17 protein-coding genes are annotated in these 18,795 nt (G+C 58.0%); 9 read left to right on the forward strand and 8 right to left on the reverse strand.

All coding sequences use genetic code 11. The features are described 5' to 3' along the window. The first annotated feature begins 74 nt into the window (after positions 1-74). The gene (gene gorA / locus D882_RS0109410) at positions 75-1,433 is read left to right on the forward strand and encodes a glutathione-disulfide reductase (protein ID WP_027922993.1); all 1,359 of its coding nucleotides are present in this window, start codon (positions 75-77) and stop codon (positions 1,431-1,433) included. On the opposite strand, the gene D882_RS0109415 is transcribed toward gorA, so the two are convergent. Next, a complete protein-coding gene (locus D882_RS0109415) occupies positions 1,430-2,440 on the reverse strand; it encodes a DNA-binding protein (protein ID WP_027922994.1) in 1,011 nt (336 codons plus the stop codon). The two genes, gorA and D882_RS0109415, sit on opposite strands and share 4 nt — an antisense overlap. A 178-nt stretch (positions 2,441-2,618) precedes the next feature. On the opposite strand from D882_RS0109415, the gene D882_RS0109420 reads away from it, so the two are divergent. The 3 genes from D882_RS0109420 (at position 2,619) to ahpF (ending at position 5,976) form a co-directional block, all read left to right on the forward strand. Continuing rightward, positions 2,619-3,557 carry a site-specific integrase gene (locus D882_RS0109420; RefSeq protein WP_027922995.1) on the forward strand — a complete coding sequence of 313 codons (939 nt, stop codon included), beginning with the start codon at positions 2,619-2,621 and terminating at the stop codon, positions 3,555-3,557. 150 nt (positions 3,558-3,707) lie between these two features. After that, positions 3,708-4,271 (forward strand): alkyl hydroperoxide reductase subunit C, encoded by a 564-nt coding sequence (ahpC, locus tag D882_RS0109425; protein WP_027922996.1) that lies wholly within the window; start codon positions 3,708-3,710, stop codon positions 4,269-4,271. 139 nt (positions 4,272-4,410) lie between these two features. Beyond that, on the forward strand, positions 4,411-5,976 hold the full coding sequence (gene ahpF, locus D882_RS0109430; RefSeq protein ID WP_027922997.1) for an alkyl hydroperoxide reductase subunit F: 1,566 nt from the start codon (positions 4,411-4,413) through the stop codon (positions 5,974-5,976). Positions 5,977-6,064: 88 nt separating this feature from the next. On the opposite strand, the gene gloA is transcribed toward ahpF, so the two are convergent. Then, positions 6,065-6,586 (reverse strand): lactoylglutathione lyase, encoded by a 522-nt coding sequence (gloA, locus tag D882_RS0109435; RefSeq protein WP_007946202.1) that lies wholly within the window; start codon positions 6,584-6,586, stop codon positions 6,065-6,067. A gap of 145 nt (positions 6,587-6,731) precedes the next feature. On the opposite strand from gloA, the gene D882_RS0109440 reads away from it, so the two are divergent. Next, on the forward strand, positions 6,732-7,256 hold the full coding sequence (locus D882_RS0109440; protein ID WP_027922998.1) for a DUF4946 domain-containing protein: 525 nt from the start codon (positions 6,732-6,734) through the stop codon (positions 7,254-7,256). Positions 7,257-7,432: 176 nt separating this feature from the next. Here the strand turns inward: D882_RS0109440 and D882_RS0109445 are convergent, their stop codons facing one another. The 3 genes from D882_RS0109445 to D882_RS0109455 form a co-directional block, all read right to left on the reverse strand. Next, positions 7,433-7,798 carry a histone-like nucleoid-structuring protein, MvaT/MvaU family gene (locus tag D882_RS0109445; protein WP_027922999.1) on the reverse strand — a complete coding sequence of 122 codons (366 nt, stop codon included), beginning with the start codon at positions 7,796-7,798 and terminating at the stop codon, positions 7,433-7,435. 233 nt (positions 7,799-8,031) lie between these two features. After that, entirely contained in the window at positions 8,032-9,567 is a 1,536-nt protein-coding gene (locus tag D882_RS0109450) for an EAL domain-containing protein (RefSeq protein WP_027923000.1), read from the reverse strand. Between the two features lie 115 nt (positions 9,568-9,682). After that, complete coding sequence (locus D882_RS0109455; RefSeq protein WP_027923001.1) at positions 9,683-10,555, reverse strand: LysR family transcriptional regulator; 873 nt, start codon at positions 10,553-10,555, stop codon at positions 9,683-9,685. 98 nt (positions 10,556-10,653) lie between these two features. On the opposite strand from D882_RS0109455, the gene D882_RS0109460 reads away from it, so the two are divergent. Together D882_RS0109460 and hppD are read left to right on the forward strand one after the other, a co-directional pair. Then, positions 10,654-11,571, forward strand: a complete 918-nt coding sequence (locus D882_RS0109460) for a DMT family transporter (RefSeq protein ID WP_371258944.1) — start codon at positions 10,654-10,656, stop codon at positions 11,569-11,571. A 256-nt stretch (positions 11,572-11,827) separates the two neighbouring features. After that, on the forward strand, positions 11,828-12,904 hold the full coding sequence (hppD, locus tag D882_RS0109465) for a 4-hydroxyphenylpyruvate dioxygenase (RefSeq protein WP_027923003.1): 1,077 nt from the start codon (positions 11,828-11,830) through the stop codon (positions 12,902-12,904). A gap of 126 nt (positions 12,905-13,030) precedes the next feature. Here the strand turns inward: hppD and rarD are convergent, their stop codons facing one another. Together rarD and D882_RS0109475 are read right to left on the reverse strand one after the other, a co-directional pair. After that, entirely contained in the window at positions 13,031-13,912 is an 882-nt protein-coding gene (rarD, locus tag D882_RS0109470) for an EamA family transporter RarD (protein ID WP_027923004.1), read from the reverse strand. A gap of 195 nt (positions 13,913-14,107) precedes the next feature. Beyond that, positions 14,108-15,121: an aldo/keto reductase gene (locus D882_RS0109475; RefSeq protein WP_027923005.1), complete on the reverse strand. Its 1,014-nt coding sequence runs from the start codon at positions 15,119-15,121 to the stop codon at positions 14,108-14,110. 466 nt (positions 15,122-15,587) lie between these two features. Between D882_RS0109475 and D882_RS0109480 the strand changes: the two genes are divergently transcribed. Next, positions 15,588-15,959: a DUF6124 family protein gene (locus D882_RS0109480; protein ID WP_027923006.1), complete on the forward strand. Its 372-nt coding sequence runs from the start codon at positions 15,588-15,590 to the stop codon at positions 15,957-15,959. 58 nt (positions 15,960-16,017) lie between these two features. On the opposite strand, the gene D882_RS0109485 is transcribed toward D882_RS0109480, so the two are convergent. Continuing rightward, a complete protein-coding gene (locus tag D882_RS0109485) occupies positions 16,018-17,328 on the reverse strand; it encodes an MFS transporter (RefSeq protein ID WP_027923007.1) in 1,311 nt (436 codons plus the stop codon). A 168-nt stretch (positions 17,329-17,496) separates the two neighbouring features. On the opposite strand from D882_RS0109485, the gene D882_RS0109490 reads away from it, so the two are divergent. After that, positions 17,497-18,609 carry a sugar diacid recognition domain-containing protein gene (locus D882_RS0109490; RefSeq protein WP_027923008.1) on the forward strand — a complete coding sequence of 371 codons (1,113 nt, stop codon included), beginning with the start codon at positions 17,497-17,499 and terminating at the stop codon, positions 18,607-18,609. The last annotated feature ends 186 nt before the right edge of the window (positions 18,610-18,795 follow it).

Below are 18,795 nucleotides of genomic sequence, written 5' to 3' on the forward strand. Positions count from 1 at the left end.
GGCCCTATATCGTTTGCAGCACTTGCCCGGCGAACGTCTGCGGGTATGCTTGTGGACTGCCGAGGAGATTGAAAATGGCCTTTGATTTTGATTTGTACGTGATTGGCGCCGGTTCCGGTGGTGTTCGAGCTGCACGGTTTTCCGCCGGATTTGGCGCAAAAGTGGCCGTGGCCGAGAGCCGCTATCTGGGCGGTACCTGCGTGAACGTCGGCTGTGTGCCGAAGAAATTGCTCGTCTACGGTGCGCACTTCGCCGAAGACTTCGAGCAGTCTTCCGGTTTTGGCTGGACGCTGGGCGAGGCGCAGTTTGATTGGGCCACGCTGATCGCGAACAAGGACCGCGAGATCAATCGCCTGAATGGCATTTACCGCAACTTGCTGGTCAACAGCGGCGTCACCTTGCATGAAGGCCACGCCAAAATCGTCGATCCGCACACGGTCGAGATCAATGGTGAACGCCATACCGCTAAAAACATCCTGATTGCGACCGGTGGCTGGCCGCAGATCCCGGAAATCCCGGGACACGAGCATGCAATCAGCTCCAACCAGGCGTTTTTCCTCAAGGAACTGCCGAAGCGCGTTCTGGTGGTGGGCGGTGGTTACATTGCCGTTGAGTTCGCCGGTATCTTCCACGGGTTGGGTGCCAAGACCACGTTGCTGTACCGCGGTGAGTTGTTCTTGCGCGGTTTCGATGGCGCGGTGCGCAAGCATTTGCAGGAAGAATTGACCAAGCGTGGCATGGACCTGCAGTTCAACTCCGACATTGAGCGTATCGACAAGCAGCCTGATGGCAGTCTGAAGGTTGCACTCAAGGATGGTCGCGAGCTGGAAGCGGATTGTGTGTTCTACGCGACTGGCCGGCGTCCGATGCTCGACAACCTCGGGCTTGAAAACACCGGCGTCAAACTCGACAAGAAAGGCTTTGTCGAGGTCGATGAGCAGTATCAGACGGCAGAGCCGTCGATCCTGGCGCTCGGCGATGTAATCGGTCGTGTTCAGCTGACGCCGGTCGCTCTGGCCGAAGGCATGGCTGTGGCTCGACGCTTGTTCAAGCCTGAGCAATACCGCCCGGTGGATTACAAGATGATTCCGACCGCTGTGTTCAGCCTGCCGAACATTGGCACCGTTGGCTTGAGCGAGGAAGACGCTCGCGAAGCGGGCCACGAGGTGGTGATCTACGAAAGCCGTTTCCGCCCAATGAAGCTGACCCTGACTGAGTGCCAGGAGCGCACGCTGATGAAGCTGGTGGTAGAGGCTAAGACCGACAAGGTGTTGGGCTGCCACATGGTCGGGCCGGATGCTGGCGAGATCGTCCAGGGCTTGGCGATTGCCTTGAAGGCAGGGGCGACCAAGCGCGATTTCGACGAAACCATCGGCGTGCACCCGACGGCCGCCGAAGAGTTCGTCACCATGCGTACGCCTGTCGCCGGTTAATCGTCCTTGGCTGCGTCTGGCGCTGTTGCAACAGCAGCCGCCAGGCGCATGCTTTCATCGAGGCTCGCCTGAGTCTTGAGTAATTCAATTTCCAGCGCTTTATTAGCCTGCGACTGCTCGTCGACGCTCTGTTTCAGCGACTGACTTTCCAGCAGGGCGACGCGCAAGCGTTCCTGGAGGAGGGTGCGTTCGCTGTCGATGCGGTTGACCTGTTCCAGCAGTTGATCCTGCCGGCTATTGGTGTGCTTGAGTTGATCCTGCAACAGGCTCAGCTCCCTCTGGGAGCCGCGGTTTTCAGTGAACAAACGCTCATTGTCGCGGTGCAGCTGAGTGATCTCGTCCTGACGCACCATCGCGCTTTGCTGTGCCTGACGCAGCTCCATTTGAATCTGCTGCACCTGGCTTTCGTGGCGGCCTTGTTCCTGCTCACGCTGTTCCTTGACGGCGTTGCGGTAGTGCTCCAAGGCCTCGCGGGCGTGCAGGTGCTTTTCTTCCAGTGAGCGAATCTGCTCGTCCTTGTCCTGCAAGCGCAATTCGAAACCGGCCAGTGCCTGATTCAACCCGGCATTGCGGGTTTGCTCGGTTTGCAGCATGGAGCGGGTTTCTTGTAGCGATTCGGATTCCTGGGTCAGTGCCAGGCTTTGCATCTCGTACTGCTGATGCAATTCGGTATTGGCTTCCTGGGCTTCTGAAAGCTGGCTTTCCAGTGTTTTGCGCTGCTGGTCGAACTGCTCGCGAGCCTGGTCGATCGGTTCCTGGGCCTTCTCTTTCAGGCGTTGGGCCAGGCGCGACACCAGATCCGCCAGTTCGTCATCGATGGGTTCTGCCACGGGCTCGGCCCGTTCACGGCCGTCATCCAGTTCCTTCAGGTAGCGATGGATCGTGGTTTTCGAGCCGGTGTTGCCCATTTCGATCCGTACTGCATCGATGCTTGGGTTTTCGCCACGGGCGAGGATCGCCAACCGTGCCGCTTGCACCACTGCTTTATTTACGCCGCCACGAGCCATGAGTTCTCCTACGATTTCGTACTGTGGTACATGCCACTAAAGTACACAGTGTACCATCTGAAAAATAAAGATAAATGATGTCAATTTGTCATGCGGGATATACTGGTATTACCCCGTGTGATGAGCCGCACGGCACGATTGCACCCGCCAACGCGGTACGTTTTAGAGAGTTGAACCGATGACCGAGCTGGATCGATACCTACAGGCCGCCACGCGCGACAACACCCGGCGCAGCTACCGGGCAGCCATTGAGCATTTCGAAGTCACGTGGGGCGGGTTTCTGCCGGCCACCGCCGACAGCGTCGCGCGCTATCTGGTGGCGTATGCGGGGGAGTTGTCGATCAATACGCTGAAGTTGCGTCTGTCGGCGCTGGCGCAGTGGCACCACAGTCAGGGATTTCCTGATCCGACCAAGGCGCCAGTGGTGCGCAAGGTCTTCAAGGGGATTCGCGCGCTGCACCCGGCTCAGGAAAAACAGGCCGAACCGTTGCAACTGCAACATCTGGAGCAGGTGGTTGCCTGGTTGGAAAAAGAAGCGGCAGAAGCCAGGGCGCAGCAGGATCGACCGGCGCTCCTGCGGGCGCGGCGCGACATGGCGCTGATCCTCCTGGGATTCTGGCGCGGGTTTCGCAGTGATGAGCTGTGCCGTGTACAAATCGAGCACGTTCAAGCGATCGCCAGCTCTGGCATCACACTCTACTTACCGCGCACCAAGAGCGACCGCGAGAACCTCGGCAAGACCTACCAGACCCCAGCCTTGCAACGCCTTTGCCCGGTGAACGCTTACATCCAGTGGATCACCGAAGCCGCATTGGTTCGTGGGCCGGTGTTTCGAGGCATCGATCGCTGGGGGCACCTGAGCGAGGAGGGGTTGCACGCCAACAGCGTCATCCCGCTACTGCGCCAGGCCCTTGAGCGCGCCGGCATTCCCGCCGAGCACTACACCAGTCACTCCTTGCGACGCGGCTTTGCCAGTTGGGCCCATCAGAGTGGTTGGGACTTGAAGTCGTTGATGAGTTACGTGGGCTGGAAGGATATGAAGTCCGCCATGCGCTATGTTGAAGCCAGCCCGTTTCTGGGCATGGCCCGACTCGCGGAAAAGCCGTTGGCGCTGTAGATCACGTTTTCTTCTATTAATACCGTCGGCTAATAGCGAAAACAAATCACCAGCATGAGGTTTGCCAATGAGCCATCCGGGGATCGAGTGGGTAGGATTCACCCCATCAACTTGTTAACCCAACTTTTCAACCCTGACGGAGAGTCATCGATGCCTATCATCAACAGCCACGTTAAACCGTTCAAAGCTGACGCCTTCAAAAATGGCGACTTCGTAAAAGTGTCGGACGCTGACCTGAAAGGCAAATGGTCTGTCGTTTTCTTCTACCCGGCTGACTTCACCTTCGTTTGCCCGACCGAACTGGAAGACCTCGCTGACAACTACGACGCGTTCCAGAAACTGGGCGTCGAGATCTACAGCGTTTCCACCGATACCCACTTTGCCCACGCTGCCTGGCACAACACTTCGCCAGCCATCGGCAAAATCCAGTACACCATGATCGGTGACCCGACTCACGCCATCTCCCGCAACTTCGACGTGCTGATCGAAGACGCAGGCCTGGCTGACCGTGGCACCTTCGTGATCAACCCTGAAGGCCAGATCAAAATCGTTGAACTGAACGATGGCGGCGTTGGCCGCGACGCTTCCGAGCTGCTGCGCAAGATCAAGGCTGCCCAGTACGTCGCTGCTCACCCAGGCCAGGTTTGCCCGGCCAAGTGGAAAGAAGGCGAGGCCACTCTGGCGCCGTCCCTGGACCTGGTCGGCAAGATCTAAGTCTGTGAGCGCTACAACAGGGCGGTACGCCGCACCTACTCAGTAAGCTGCAACCGCCCTCAAAAACGCCCGGGCGAGATTCGCTCGGGCGTTTTTTTATGCCTGCTTTTCACGAAATACCAGAAAGGAAATCGCCCGTATGTTGGACGCCAATCTTAAAGCCCAGTTGAAATCGTACCTGGAACGGGTCACCCAGCCGATCGAGATCGTTGCCTCCCTCGACGACGGTGCGAAATCCCAGGAAATGCTCGAACTGTTGAAAGACGTTGCCAGTCTTTCCACGCAAATTACTTTGCTCGATAACGGTGATGACGCACGCAAGCCATCGTTCTCGATCAATCGCCCGGGCGCCGACATCAGCCTGCGCTTTGCCGGCCTCCCGATGGGCCACGAATTCACCTCGTTGGTGTTGGCGCTGTTGCAAGTCGGCGGCCACCCTTCGAAGGCCAGCGTTGAAGTGATCGAACAGATTCGCTCACTCAAAGGCGAGTTCAGCTTCGAGACTTACTTCTCGCTGTCCTGCCAGAACTGCCCGGACGTGGTCCAGGCGCTGAACCTGATGGCCGTGTTGAACCCCAACATCCGCCACGTCGCCATTGATGGCGCGCTGTTCCAGGCCGAAGTCGATGAGCGCCAAGTCATGGCAGTGCCAAGCATCTACCTGAACGGCGTGAACTTCGGCCAGGGCCGCATGGGCCTGGAAGAAATCCTCGCCAAGCTCGACACCAGCGGCATCGAGCGTCAAGCCGAGAAGCTCAGCGCCAAGGACGCCTTTGATGTATTGGTCGTCGGCGGTGGTCCAGCGGGTGCAGCAGCGGCGATCTATGCCGCGCGTAAAGGCATTCGCACCGGTGTCGCGGCAGAACGTTTTGGTGGGCAGGTGCTCGACACCATGGCCATCGAAAACTTCATCTCCGTGCAGGAAACCGAAGGGCCAAAACTGGCCAGCGCGCTCGAAGAACACGTCAAGCAATACGACGTCGATATCATGAACCTGCAACGCGCCACCGCGCTGATCCCGGCGAAGAATCCCGGTGAGTTGCATGAGGTCCGTTTCGAAAGCGGTGCCACACTGAAAACCAAGGCGCTGATTCTCGCCACCGGTGCGCGCTGGCGTGAAATGGGCGTGCCGGGCGAGCAGGAATACAAAGCCAAAGGCGTCTGTTTCTGCCCGCATTGCGACGGTCCGCTGTTCAAGGGTAAGCGTGTGGCGGTGATCGGCGGCGGTAATTCCGGCGTTGAAGCGGCCATCGACCTGGCCGGTATCGTCAGCCACGTCACGCTGCTGGAGTTCGACAGCAAACTGCGCGCCGATGCGGTGTTGCAACGCAAGCTGTTCAGCCTGCCGAACGTCACCGTCATTACCAGTGCCTTGACCAGTGAAGTAAAAGGTGATGGCCAGAAGGTGACCGGTCTGGTCTACAAAGATCGCGATTCGGGCGAGTTCAACACGGTCAACCTCGAAGGCATCTTCGTGCAGATCGGTTTGCTGCCTAACACCGATTGGCTCAAGGGCACCATCGAGTTGTCGCCTCGTGGCGAGATCATCGTCGATGCTCGCGGTGAAACCTCGATGCCGGGCGTGTTTGCTGCCGGTGACGTGACCACCGTGCCGTACAAGCAGATTGTGATTGCGGTGGGCGAGGGCGCCAAGGCTTCCCTGAGCGCATTCGATCACCTGATCCGGACCTCGGCCCCCGCATAAACGCCGCCGCTGAAAACACAAAACCCCATGAGTGATCATGGGGTTTTTTGTGCTTCACACACTCCTGCAGGGGTATGTTTGGTGAAGGTTAAAGCGGAGCAGGCTGAATGATTTCAACCCAGTAAGCATCCGGGTCTTTAATGAAGGCCAGGCTCTTCATGCGTCCGTCATTCAAACGCTTCTGAAAGTCACAGCCCAGCGCTTCAAAACGTTCGCACGCCGCGCGGATGTCCGGCACGGAGATGCAAATATGACCAAAACCACGCGGGTCGGTGTTGCCGTTGTGGTAGGCGAAGTCAGGGTCGTTCTCGGTGCCGTGGTTGTGGGTCAGTTCGAGAATGCCGGGAATCGACTTCATCCACTCGGTGCGGGCGGCAGCGTCGGCCGGGATCTGGTTCTTGTCGACCAGGGCGAGGAAATACAGGCTGAATTCCGCTTCTGGAAAATCGCGTTTTTCCACCAGCGAGAAACCGAGGATACGCGTGTAGAAGTCCAGGGACTTGGTGATGTCCTTGACCCGCAGCATGGTGTGGTTGAAGACGAATTTCTGGGTGGCGGTGTCAGGCTGGGCGGTGACGCCTGGGAAGGTGTTCAATTCGTGCAGGCTCATGGGCCCTCCGGAAAATAAGTGGGGCTAACGAATGGTCACAATGATACGCAAGGGCTCTGACATCACCAAACCCAAACGGTCTGCTATTGCCTGACAGGCGGGCGAGGCTCAGACTTTACGGTTCAATTCGTGAGTGTTTATTGCAATGGTTCGATTCTGTAAGCCGATGTTCGTCCTGCTGGGCCTGTTTTCAATGGTTGCCATTGCTCATGCCGAGGCGCCACAGGTGACGTGGCCCAGTGGCTGGGAAGTCGAAGCCCTTGCGCCAGACGCGGCCAATTCAGCTGTTTCCCGTCAGCGTGCGGTCAAAAACGATCAAAGCGGCACGCCAGTCATGGTCATGGAGTTGACGATGACTCAAGTCGAAAGCGGTCATCAAGTGAATGTGCAGGGCGTTTTGCTTGAGATGCGCAAAGCGGTGCAGAAAGATTTCTTTCAAAGCGGCTATCAAAGTGTCTGCAACAAAATACATCCCGCGACATTGAGCCGCCTGTCGGCGCTGGAAACAACCTGCACCATTACCCAGAACGGGCGACACGTGCTGTCGCAAACATTGGTCGGGGCGGTGGATGCCGATAAAGCCTATGTTCTTTCTTACGCAGGGCAGGCCGAGGCTTATAAGGCAAGTCAGGAAGAAATCGAGGCGGTGCGTAACAGCTTGAAACTTTAGTGTCGGGGGTTTACGTGTCAGTGGATTTTGGCGGTTTCCGACATTTTTAGATACCCAAAGGCATTAAGCATAAAGTTGATCGGTAAGTTGCGAGTTGATCCCGTCAGATCGTTGCATTTAGTGAGTATTCATGAAAAAGCCCTGCATGAGCAGGGCTTTTTGATAACCGCAAGCTGTTAGCCACGCAGCCAGGAATCAACAGTGGCTGCGCCATATTGTTCCTTCCAGGCCTTCAGGCCGCGGTGGTTGCCGCCCTTGGTTTCAATCAGTTCGCCGGTGTGCGGGTTCTGATAGACCTTGACCACGCGAGCGCGGCGGGTTTTAGGTGTTTTTGCTTGTTGCAGGCCGGATTTTGCCGGGTTCGGATCGAGGATGGCGATGATGTCACGCAGGCTTTTGCCGTAGGTTTTCATCAGCCCCTGGAGCTTTTCTTCGAATTCGATTTCTTTCTTGAGGCCGGCATCATTCTTCAGCGATTCCAGCTGCTTGAGCTGTTCCTGAAGGGCCTTTTCAGCTGCACGAAATTCAGCGAGTCTGGACAATATCTTTACTCCAATAGTGTGTTTGGCTGATACCAACCGCAAACAAAGCTATAAGCCAAGAGCCTTGAAGCGACTCGGTGATAGTGGCTCACCTGCTCATCTTGCACAGGTACGAAAAATTGTAGTAGTTAATTGGCCAAGAGTAAATCCTGACATTTTCTTCATGTAACAACAGTAGTCTTTTGATTCAATTTGGTGCGCGATGCCGATGATTCGTCGCATAAAACCATTAGTTAATGGTGGGTTAATGCGCTAATGAATTCTGCGGCGGGCATCGGTCGACCGAACAGATAACCTTGCAGGAAGTTCACACCGTGGGCGGTCAGATAGTCGCTTTGTTCTTCGGTTTCGACACCTTCGGCAACGATCCCCAGATCGAGCTTGGCCGAGAGTTCGATGATGGTGTCCAGAATATGCCGTGAAAGGGCGTCGATGCCGATCATGGCCACGAAACTCTGGTCGATTTTCAGGAAGTCCACATTGAACTGTCGCAGATAACCCAGGCTGGAATGCCCGGTGCCAAAGTCGTCAATCGCGATCATCACGCCCAGTGCATGAAGTTGTTCAAAGAGCTCCAACGTAATGTCGCTGGGCTTGATCAATTCGCGCTCGGTCAGTTCCAGCACCAGGTAAATGGAGCCGGGTGCAAAGGCACTGAGAAACTCACGACAGTCCTTGACCAGTTCCAGGTCCTTGCAGTGGCTGGCAGTGATATTGATGCCGATGTGAAAGGGCTCGGCGAACGAGGAAGAAACAGGCCCCAGCAATTGCGCAGTCTGGCGCATGAGGGAACGGGTCATGGGCACGATCAACCCGGAGTCTTCGGCGAACGGGATAAACAGATCAGGCCGGACCAGGCCTTCCTTTGGGTGCTTCCAGCGCATCAACACTTCGGTGCCGGACCACTTCCGGGTATCGCCATGCACCACGGGCTGAAACCAGGGAACAAACTCGTCGGCCGCGAGGGCGCGCTGCATTTCATGAATGGGCGACCATGAACGCCTTTGCAAGACGTGCCCGATGGCGCCCGATGCCACGCCAAAAAAAATCAGCAGGCTGAACAACGGCGGATATTCGCTGGCCATGTAACGCCAGTTTTCCCCTTCTGGGAAACCGGAGACGACTGAAAAGGCATAGCGCGAGGACGTCTGTTCGCTTTCGGCCAAGGGCAAAGCGGGCAGGGCGCCTTCGTGGACTTTGCCGTCGACCGACAACCAGTACGGCCCCACTTGCAGCAGCAGTATCGTCTTGCGACCAATCAGGCGCAGCACATTAGTCAAGTGGTAACCGTCCAGCGTCGTCATCGCCCCCTGTTTTCCCTCATTCAGGCGATACACCAGCAACGCCGTATCGGGGGTGACCGGGTTGCCGTTCATAAGCCGCAACTTGCCTTGCACGTAGTTTGCGGCGTCGACCTTTTGCTGAGTGTTACCAAACAACGAAGTGCAATAAAGGTTGTCATCCCACACCAGGCTGGCCGAGCGCACAAACGGGCGGCGGGTGACTTGTTCACGCAAGGCCAGTATGACGTCGTCGCAATTTTTTCCGGCCAGCGGCAACAACTCGCTCGCGGACTGCGCCGTGTTGTCCAGCATCAGTTCGAACTGGCGCACGGCTTCGTCTGCGGTCACCCGGGTGCTTTGCTCAAGAGCTCGTCCAGCCTGCATATAGAGAATGGCAAAACCCAATATCACCGGAAGCAATCCACACAGCAGGGTCACCAGAATGCGGATGCGCAACGGGCGACGGCGTTTGGCACTCAATGGCATTCGCGAAATCTCTCACACAGAAACAGGGCTCTCAACTGCGGGCAGGACAACAACACGCCTCCCATAAAGAGTTCAGGTAGTGGCCATGATAGTTGGCCCTTGGCGCTTATGCCGCTCAATGAGCGTTCAGGCCAGTGGCCAGTTTGATAAAGGCCAGCGTCGCGGGTGACGCCTGACGCTGGTCCAGCACCGCCAGTCCGACCTGGCGAATAACGGGGGGCGACAGTGGTTTTTTCACATAGCGACTGTTGACGTTGTCGGGCAGAGAACTTTCAGCCACGACCGTCAACGCATCGCCGCGGCTGACCGTGTCCAGCGTGCTGAGCAATTGTGAGCAGCGATATCGGATGTTCGGTATGAGGCGAGCGGCGCTGAACAGTCGCGACACCAGCTCCGATGAGCCTGCCTCCGTCAGCACGAACGGGTCGTTGCACAAATCGCTCAAACTCAGATTGTCGCGATCGGCCAGTGCGTGCTCGGCAGGCACCAGTGCGACCATCTGATCTTCCAGCAGTGCGAAGGTGTCGAAGCGTTCTTCAGGCAGCACCACAAAACCGATGTCGATTCGCCGCTCTTCAAGCCATTGAATCACCTGGCGATCCGGGCCTTCGTCGATGTGGACTTCAATGCCCGGATGCGCCGTGCGGTAGTGCTGCAGGATCTGCGGCAGCAGGCGGATCGATGAGGTCGGGCCAAACGAGCCGATGCGCAACGTGCCGCGCTTCATCCCGCGCGCATCGGCCGCTTCCTGGCGCAAGGTGTTGGCCAGCCCGAGCATTGTTCGGGCGCGCATTAACAGTTGTTGGCCGATATCGCTCAGTTCGACCTGGGACTGATGCCGCCGCAGCAGTTCGACGCCGAGTTCCTGTTCCAGCGACTTGAGCGCGTGAGACACCGCCGACTGGGAAATCCCCAGGCGATTGGCTGCCGCCGTGAAACCACGCAGTTCAGCAACCAGCGAGAAAATCTCGAGTTGAGTCAGGGTCATGAGTTTTTACTCATTTTACGATGATCGTTGATTAGTCGAATGATACGTCATCTTCCTCGCCCTGGTTTTGCTTCTCCATGACAATCTCTGCGAAAACAATGACTTCGCACACACCGGTGTATCTGAAACTCGCCGCCGTCACCATGATCTGGGGCGGGACATTTGTGGCCGGGCGTTTTCTCGCCGACAGTCTCAGCCCGTTGTTCGCCGCCAGCCTGCGGTTCCTGCTGGCCAGCGCGGCGTTGTTGCTGTTTCTGCTGTTGGCGCGTATCCCGTTGATCCGGCCGAACCCGCAACAATGGCTGCGACTGGCGCTGCTGGGGTTCTTCGGGATCTTCTTCTATAACCTGTGCTTCTTTTATGGGCTGCATTACATCAACGCCTCGCGAGCCTCGTTGATTGTTGCGCTGAACCCGGCAGTGATCGGCCTCGCCTCATGGTTGCTGTTCAAGGAGCGCCTGAGCCGGGCCAAAGTCTTCGGCATCGTGATTTGTATGGCCGGGGCGAGTGTGGTGATTGCCAGTCGTAACCCGCAGCTATTGGCCGGCAACGCTGATGCCTGGATAGGTGACTTGCTGATTTTCGGCTGCGTGCTCGGCTGGGGTATTTATTCGCTGTTCTCCAAAGCGCTGAATCATTCGCTGGGGCCGGTGCAGACGGTGACGTATTCGATTCTGTTGGGCACGGCGATGCTCTGGGTGACCAGTGCCGTGCGCGGTGAACTGAGTGTCAGCGCGCTGCTCAGCCTCGGTCCGCAACAATGGCTGAGCCTGATGTACCTCGGGGTTTTGGGTTCGGCGCTGGCCTACATTGGTTATTACGACGGCATCCGCCAGATCGGCGCGACGCGTTCAGGAGTGTTCATAGCCTTGAACCCGTTGACCGCCGTCATCCTCGGCGCACTGTTGCTGGGCGAGCCGTTGACACTGGCGATGTACCTTGGCGGCGTGTTGATTCTGGCGGGGATTTTCCTCTGTAATAAACCCCTTGCGCGAGTAGGGGAAAAGGGGATTTGATACAGAAGGCGGACAAACCGATTTACGCTGTGTAGAATCGGGTTACGCATACAATAATAAACGTCTTCTGGCAGCAGAAGCCTCGCCCGCAAGAGCCTTGGGTCGACAATGAAGAGTTTTGGGTTTCAATTGATCTACGGTGACTTCCTCGCCCGCAGCGTGCGGGGCATCTCCTGTGCGCCACCCGCCGGTCTCAGCATTGCTAGCAACTAACACTTTTTAACTGTTAATTCTAAAAGCATGATGAGGCGCCAAAATGGCAGATTTATACGAAAACCCAATGGGCCTGATGGGCTTTGAGTTCATCGAATTCGCATCGCCAACCCCGAACACCCTGGAGCCGATCTTCGAGATCATGGGCTTCACCAAGGTGGCGACCCACCGCTCCAAAGACGTGCACCTGTATCGCCAGGGCGCGATCAACCTGATCCTCAACAACGAACCGCACAGCGTTGCTTCGTACTTCGCGGCCGAGCACGGCCCGTCGGTATGCGGCATGGCGTTTCGCGTCAAGGATTCGCAGCTCGCCTACAAGCGCGCACTGGAACTCGGCGCCCAGCCGATCCACATCGAAACCGGTCCGATGGAACTGAACCTGCCGGCGATCAAAGGCATTGGCGGTGCGCCGCTGTACCTGATCGACCGTTTCGGCGAAGGCAGCTCGATCTATGACATCGACTTCGTGTTCATCGAAGGTGTGGACCGCAACCCGGTCGGTGCCGGCCTGAAAATCATCGACCACCTGACGCACAACGTGTATCGCGGTCGCATGGCCTACTGGGCCAACTTCTACGAGAAGCTGTTCAACTTCCGCGAAATTCGCTACTTCGACATCAAGGGCGAATACACCGGCCTGACCTCCAAGGCCATGACCGCGCCGGACGGCATGATCCGCATCCCGCTGAACGAAGAGTCGTCCAAGGGCGCCGGGCAGATCGAAGAGTTCCTGATGCAGTTCAACGGCGAAGGCATCCAGCACGTTGCGTTCCTGTCCGATGACCTGATCAAGACCTGGGATCACCTGAAAAGCATCGGCATGCGCTTCATGACCGCGCCACCGGAAACGTATTACGAAATGCTCGAAGGCCGTTTGCCAAACCACGGCGAGCCGGTGGATCAACTGCAAGCGCGGGGCATTCTGCTGGACGGTTCGTCCGAGTCGGGTGACAAGCGCCTGCTGTTGCAGATCTTCTCGGAAACCCTGATGGGGCCGGTGTTTTTCGAATTCATCCAGCGTAAAGGCGACGATGGTTTCGGCGAAGGCAACTTCAAGGCGCTGTTTGAATCGATCGAACGCGACCAGGTTCGTCGTGGCGTGCTCGCCACCGAGTAACCCGCCACACCACTAAACCTGCAGGAGTGAGCCTGCTCGCGATAGCTGTCTTTCAGTCAACATTGATGTTGAATTAGAAGACGCTGTCGCGAGCAGGCTCACTCCTGCATTTGTTTTGTGTAAGGCTTAAGGGCGGCGCTGTCGCATCAGGTGTTTGAAGCCTTCGAACACCAGCACCACCACCGCCATCCAGATCGGAATATAGGTCAACCATTCCCCAGGCTTGATGCTTTCCCCCAGCAGCAACGCCACGCCCAGCAACAACACCGGCTCGACGTAACTCAACAACCCGAAAAGACTAAACGGCAACAAGCGGCTGGCGATGATGTAGACCACCAATGCCGACGCGCTGATCACCCCCAGGATCGGGATCAACAGCGACAGCCACGGGTGTTGATCGAACACGCCGAAGCCTTGCTCGCCACTTTGCACAAACCAGAATGCCACCGGCAGCGTCAACGCCATGTCCAGCCACAAACCACCGAGGTTGTCCGAGGCCAGGCGCTTGCGCACGATGAAATAGGTGGGATAACCAATGCACACCAGCAACGTCGCCCAGGAAAAACCACCGACCTGATACACCTCATTGATCACGCCGAGGCAGGCCAGTACCACGGCGACTTTTTGCAGGTAGGACAAGCGTTCGCCGTAGGCGATTCGCCCGGTCAGCACCATCGTCAGTGGCAGCAGGAAATACCCCAGTGATACGTCCAGGCTGTAGCCGTTGAGCGGCGCCCACATGAACAGCCAGAGTTGCACGCCAAGCAGGGCCGAGGAGGCGATCAGGGCGGCGATCAATGTCGGATTCGCCATGGCGCGCCGGACAATCTCCACCACGCGCGTCCACTCGCCGGACACCACCATGAACACGGTCATGCAGGGCACGGTCAGCAACATGCGCCAGCCGAAAATTTCCACGCCGCTCAGGGGCGTGAGCAACGACGTGTAGTAGTACATGACGGCAAACAGCACCGAGGCCGACACCGATAAAGCGATACCTTTAGACAAACTGCCCTCGCGAGGTTGAAGGTGAAACAGGGCGCAGAGGATACGTGGTTTTACAGTCGAATATCGGCTGATCAATCACCACAAACCTAGTGTGGGAGCGTAGCTTGCCCGCGATGCAGACACCGCGGTACATCCCTCAGACCGCGTCGATGCCATCGCGGGCAAGCCACGCTCCCACACGGGTTGTGTGTTTCTTCAGTGGGTGCGGGGTTTACGGCCCGACACAAAATGGCTCACGTCATTAAACCCCGGCGTCGACGAGTGCCCCGGCACCACCAGCGAATCAATAAACGCCTCATCCTGCGCCGTAATCTTCACCGCTTGCGCCTTGGTGTACGCGTCCCACTGTTCTTCGGTGCGCGGCCCGACAATCGCTGAAGTGACCGCGCCGTTGTTCAGCACCCAGGCAATCGCAAACTCGACAATCCCCACGCCACGTTCCTGGGTGTACTGCTGAATCTGCTGGGCAATGCGCAACGACTCAACCCGCCATTCGGTTTCCAGAATGCGTTTGTCGGCACGCCCGGCGCGGCTATCGGCGTCCGGCTTCACATCCGGCGCATATTTGCCGCTGAGCACACCTCGCGCCAACGGGCTGTAAGGCACAACACCCAGACCATAATTGTGGGCGGCGGTGATTTGTTCGGTCTCGGCCTGACGGTTGACGATGTTGTACAGCGGTTGGCTGATCACTGGCCGGTCGACGCCCAGTTGATCGGCCACACGGATCACCTCGGCAATGCGCCAGCCACGGTAGTTCGACAAACCCCAATAGCGAACCTTGCCCTGACGAATCAGGTCGCCCATCGCCGACACGGTCACTTCCAGCGGCGTGTTGTGGTCTTCGCGGTGCAGGTAATAGATGTCGAGGTAGTCAGTGCCCAAACGGGTCAGGCTGGCGTCGATGCCGTTGAACAGGTGTTTGCGGCTCAAGCCGCTGCGGTTCGGTACACCGTCCACCGGGCCGAAGCCAACCTTGGTCGCCAGCACCCATTCGTGGCGGTTGCCGGCAATCGCTTCGCCGACGATTTCTTCGGAACGCCCGCCGGTGTAAACGTCGGCGGTGTCGATGAAATTGATGCCCTGGTCCCAGGCCTTGTCGATGATCCGCAGGGAATCTTCGGTGCTGGTCTGTTCGCCGAACATCATGGTGCCCAGGGTCAGGGTAGAGACCTGTAAACCTGAATGACCCAGCGTGCGATAGCTCATGAGGAAATCCTTTTACCGGTGGGGGGGGGAAAGGCCTCAATCAAATACCAGAACCGTCGTCGGGAGCAATCGGAATATCAGCTCAATGGTGGAGCCAGTGTAGGAATGAGCCTGTGGCAATAAACAGCAATGTTTAAACGGGCGGGAGGGAAGGGGCTGGAGGCTACATAACCTTGCGCCGTTGCCTACGACTGCGCCAGAATCCGCCGGCTTGTGCGCCTTGGGGCTGGGCTCTATCGTTTGCTCGTCGCTGAAAAACAGCGATCGGGTTTGGTAGCCCGGTTGACTTAGTGCATAGCACACCTGATACAGCCCCTGCGGTCTGATTCTTTATGGTGGCCATGCGCAGGGCGCTTTCGAGCGCGCCGGTTTCCAAGTCACCGGTCTACCAACCTTCGTATGGCCACCACCACTTCGTTTGGTAGCGAGAGTGATGGCTCCTATTTTCTGATTTGGAGTTTCATCTATGTTCAAGATCACACCCAACCCACCAGAAACCGACATCGACACCGACGACGTTTCGCCGTACGAATCCACCAATCCCAAAAAACTCAACACCGCCGCCGACCGCGCCCTCGATTACTACCTCAAACCGGTCATCCCCAAAGACACCCCACGCAAACCCAGCACCCTCTATTCCATCGGCCCCGACACCGATCACGAAACCCTGCTGGTCAACGCCTGCGAGACGTTGGCGTCAGCGAGTGTGATGTTGAGTGATTTCGCCGGGCAACTGAACGGCACACAGCGCCATACACTGCTGGGCATTCAAAACTCCGTCATGCTGGGTGAACTGGCGGTGAACCGGATGCTGGATAACGTCGACCCGTATAGCTAAAGCGGTCTCGAGATGATCGTTCCCACGCGCGTGGGAACGATCAGGGGCAGAGGCTTCGTTACACCCGCAACGTCCGCGTCATCCGCAGTGCCAGCAAGCTGCCACCCACAATCACACCCGCCAGCAGATAAAGCGCAGCATCCGTCGAACCGGTGCTGTCCTTGACCCAGCCCACCAGGTAAGGACTGAGGAAACCTGCCATCTGCCCCATGGAGTTGATCAACGCCAGACCACCCGCCGCCGCGCCCGCGCTCAGCAGTGCCGTCGGCACCGGCCAGAACATCGGCAGGCCGGTGAGGGCGCCCATGGTGGCGATGCTCAGGCCGAGAATCGCAATCGCCGGCGTCGTCGCGAAATTCACCGCGATCAACAGACCCACCGCGCCCATCAACATTGGCACCACCAAATGCCAGCGACGTTCCTTGCGCAGGTCCGCCGAGCGACCGACCAGCAACATGAACACCGCCGCCAACAGGTACGGAATCGCACTCAACCAGCCAATCACCAGGTTATCGCTGAAGCCCAGGTTCTTGATGATCGACGGCAGCCAGAAGTTGATCGCGTACACGCCGCTCTGGATGCAGAAGTAGATCAAACCAAACGCCCAGATCGCCGGGTTTTTGAACACCGCCAGCAACGAATCCGTGGTGGTTTTCGGCTTGTTGGCCAGGTCTTCAGCGTGATCCGCTTCCAGTACCGAGCGCTCGAACGGGGTCAGCCATTTGGCGTTGGCGTAGCTGTCGCTCAGCAGGAAATAGGCGAGGGCACCGAGGATCACAGTCGGAATGCCTTGCAGCAGGAACATCCACTGCCAGCCGGCCAAGCCGCCCTGGCCTGCACCAAAGTGATTGAGGATCCAGCCAGAAAAGGGGCTGCCGAGCAGGCCGGACACCGGGATCGCCGACATGAACAGCGCCATGATGCGGCCCCGGCGGAAGGTCGGGAACCATTGCGATAGATACAGGACCACGCCCGGGAAGAACCCGGCTTCGGCGGCGCCGGTGAACAGGCGCAGGGTGTAGAACTCGGTCGGGGTGGTGACGAACAGCAGGCACGTCGAGAGCGTGCCCCAGACGATCATCATCAGCGCGATCCAGCGTCGCGGGCCGAATTTGGTCAGGGCCAGGTTGCTCGGCACGCCGCACAGCACGTAGCCAATAAAGAAGATCCCGGCACCGAGGCCGTACACGGTTTCGCTGAATTTCAGGGCGTCGAGCATCTGCAGTTTGGCAAATCCAACGTTCACCCGGTCGAGGTAGTTGAACAGGTAGCAGATGAAGATGAAGGGGATCAAACGCAGGGTAATGCGTTTGTAGACGGCGTTTTTCTCGTCAACGATGGCCTGGGTAGCGGCGGCGCTCTGTGACATGGCGGCTCTCTCTTTATTATGATTTTTTGCGATGCAAGGGTAACGTTGATCGCCCAGTGAGTCTCGGCCACGCCTTGGGTGGTTGTCTTTGTGCCTGAGCACAGGGTTTGCGACCAAGGCCTGTGCGGGTGAACAACCCGTCCCACCCCGTTTTCAAGGATCACCGTTATGTTCGAACTCGATCACGACCTGGCCCAGGACATCGTCGACCGGGCGATGGCCATCCTGCCGTACAACGTCAATGTGATGGACAGCCAGGGATTGATTCTCGGCAGCGGCGAACCGGAGCGCATCAACACCCGCCACGAGGGTGCGCAATTGGTGCTGGCCAACGGGCGGGTGGTGGAAATCGACGCGCAAACGGCAATGCATCTCAAGGGCGTGCAACCGGGGATCAACTTGCCGCTGCTGCTGGATGGGCGCTTGATTGGCGTGCTTGGCATCACTGGCGAGCCCGAGCCGTTGCGCACCTATGCCGAGTTGGTGCGGATGACCGCCGAGATGCTGGTCGGCCAGCGCAATCAGCAGGCCGACCAGCAATGGCGGCGTCAGCGTTGTGACGATCTGCTCGCGTTGCTGCTGAGCGAGGCCGGGGACTCGCCGCGCTTGCTCGATGAGGCGCAGCAATTGGGGCTCAAGCCGCAGATGACGCGGGTGCCGTATCTTTTTGAACTGGGCTTGGAACACGGCCCGGCGCAAACCGTTGAAGCGCTGAGCGCCTGGCTGATGTCGCGTTACCCGGACAGTTGGTGCGTGAGTTCGGCGAAGTCGTCGTTGCTGTGGTGCCGACCGGCTTCGCAATCGATCGAGAATGATCGGCTGCTGGAAAAACTCGACGGCTTGGGCTGGAACATTTTGCGCATCGCCGTGGGCGGGCAGGCCGATGGCTTATTGGGGCTGCGGCGCTGCTACCGGCGCGTGGGTGATTTGTTGGCGTATGGACGCGATGTGTTGCCGCGTTCGCGCTTGCTGACGCTGACCCGTTATCGATTGCCGGTGATGCTGTGGCGGCATCGTAATGACGATGCGCTGGACGAATTGCTCAAGCCGCTGCGCAAAGTCATTGCCAAGGATGGTAACGGCCAACTGTTGGCGACGCTGCGCTGCTGGTGTGATCACGATGGTCAGAGCCAGGCGTGTGCTGATGCGCTGGGGATTCATCGCAATAGCTTGCGGTATCGGATGGAGCGGATTGCCGAGTTGAGTGGGGTTGATCCTCTCAGGCTGGACGGGATGCTTGCGCTCTACCTCGGCGTCCAGCTCCTGCCCCAAACCGACTGACCGAACACAACCCCTGTAGCAGCTGCCGAGCCTGCGAGGCTGCGTTCGGCTGCGCAGCAGTCGTAAAATCATGCACTGCGGTGTGTCAGGGAAATTGCGCTTGCCGGGTTTACGACGACTTCGCGGCCGAACGCAGCCTCGCAGGCTCGGCAGCGGCTACAACACAGTGTGTAGTCGTGCGGTTTT

Source organism: Pseudomonas sp. URMO17WK12:I12 (genome assembly GCF_000514395.1).
Classification (GTDB): domain Bacteria; phylum Pseudomonadota; class Gammaproteobacteria; order Pseudomonadales; family Pseudomonadaceae; genus Aquipseudomonas; species Aquipseudomonas mucoides.

Excerpts from the sequence above, each read along its gene's own strand:
- gorA (WP_027922993.1), top strand. The coding sequence starts at position 75 with ATGGCCTTTGATTTTGATTTGTACGTGATTGGCGCCGGTTCCGGTGGT.
- D882_RS0109415 (WP_027922994.1), bottom strand. The coding sequence starts at position 2,440 with ATGGCTCGTGGCGGCGTAAATAAAGCAGTGGTGCAAGCGGCACGGTTG.
- D882_RS0109420 (WP_027922995.1), top strand. The coding sequence starts at position 2,619 with ATGACCGAGCTGGATCGATACCTACAGGCCGCCACGCGCGACAACACC.
- ahpC (WP_027922996.1), top strand. The coding sequence starts at position 3,708 with ATGCCTATCATCAACAGCCACGTTAAACCGTTCAAAGCTGACGCCTTC.
- ahpF (WP_027922997.1), top strand. The coding sequence starts at position 4,411 with ATGTTGGACGCCAATCTTAAAGCCCAGTTGAAATCGTACCTGGAACGG.
- gloA (WP_007946202.1), bottom strand. The coding sequence starts at position 6,586 with ATGAGCCTGCACGAATTGAACACCTTCCCAGGCGTCACCGCCCAGCCT.
- D882_RS0109440 (WP_027922998.1), top strand. The coding sequence starts at position 6,732 with ATGGTTCGATTCTGTAAGCCGATGTTCGTCCTGCTGGGCCTGTTTTCA.
- D882_RS0109450 (WP_027923000.1), bottom strand. The coding sequence starts at position 9,567 with ATGCCATTGAGTGCCAAACGCCGTCGCCCGTTGCGCATCCGCATTCTG.
- D882_RS0109455 (WP_027923001.1), bottom strand. The coding sequence starts at position 10,555 with ATGACCCTGACTCAACTCGAGATTTTCTCGCTGGTTGCTGAACTGCGT.
- D882_RS0109460 (WP_371258944.1), top strand. The coding sequence starts at position 10,654 with ATGACTTCGCACACACCGGTGTATCTGAAACTCGCCGCCGTCACCATG.
- hppD (WP_027923003.1), top strand. The coding sequence starts at position 11,828 with ATGGCAGATTTATACGAAAACCCAATGGGCCTGATGGGCTTTGAGTTC.
- D882_RS0109475 (WP_027923005.1), bottom strand. The coding sequence starts at position 15,121 with ATGAGCTATCGCACGCTGGGTCATTCAGGTTTACAGGTCTCTACCCTG.
- D882_RS0109480 (WP_027923006.1), top strand. The coding sequence starts at position 15,588 with ATGTTCAAGATCACACCCAACCCACCAGAAACCGACATCGACACCGAC.
- D882_RS0109485 (WP_027923007.1), bottom strand. The coding sequence starts at position 17,328 with ATGTCACAGAGCGCCGCCGCTACCCAGGCCATCGTTGACGAGAAAAAC.
- D882_RS0109490 (WP_027923008.1), top strand. The coding sequence starts at position 17,497 with ATGTTCGAACTCGATCACGACCTGGCCCAGGACATCGTCGACCGGGCG.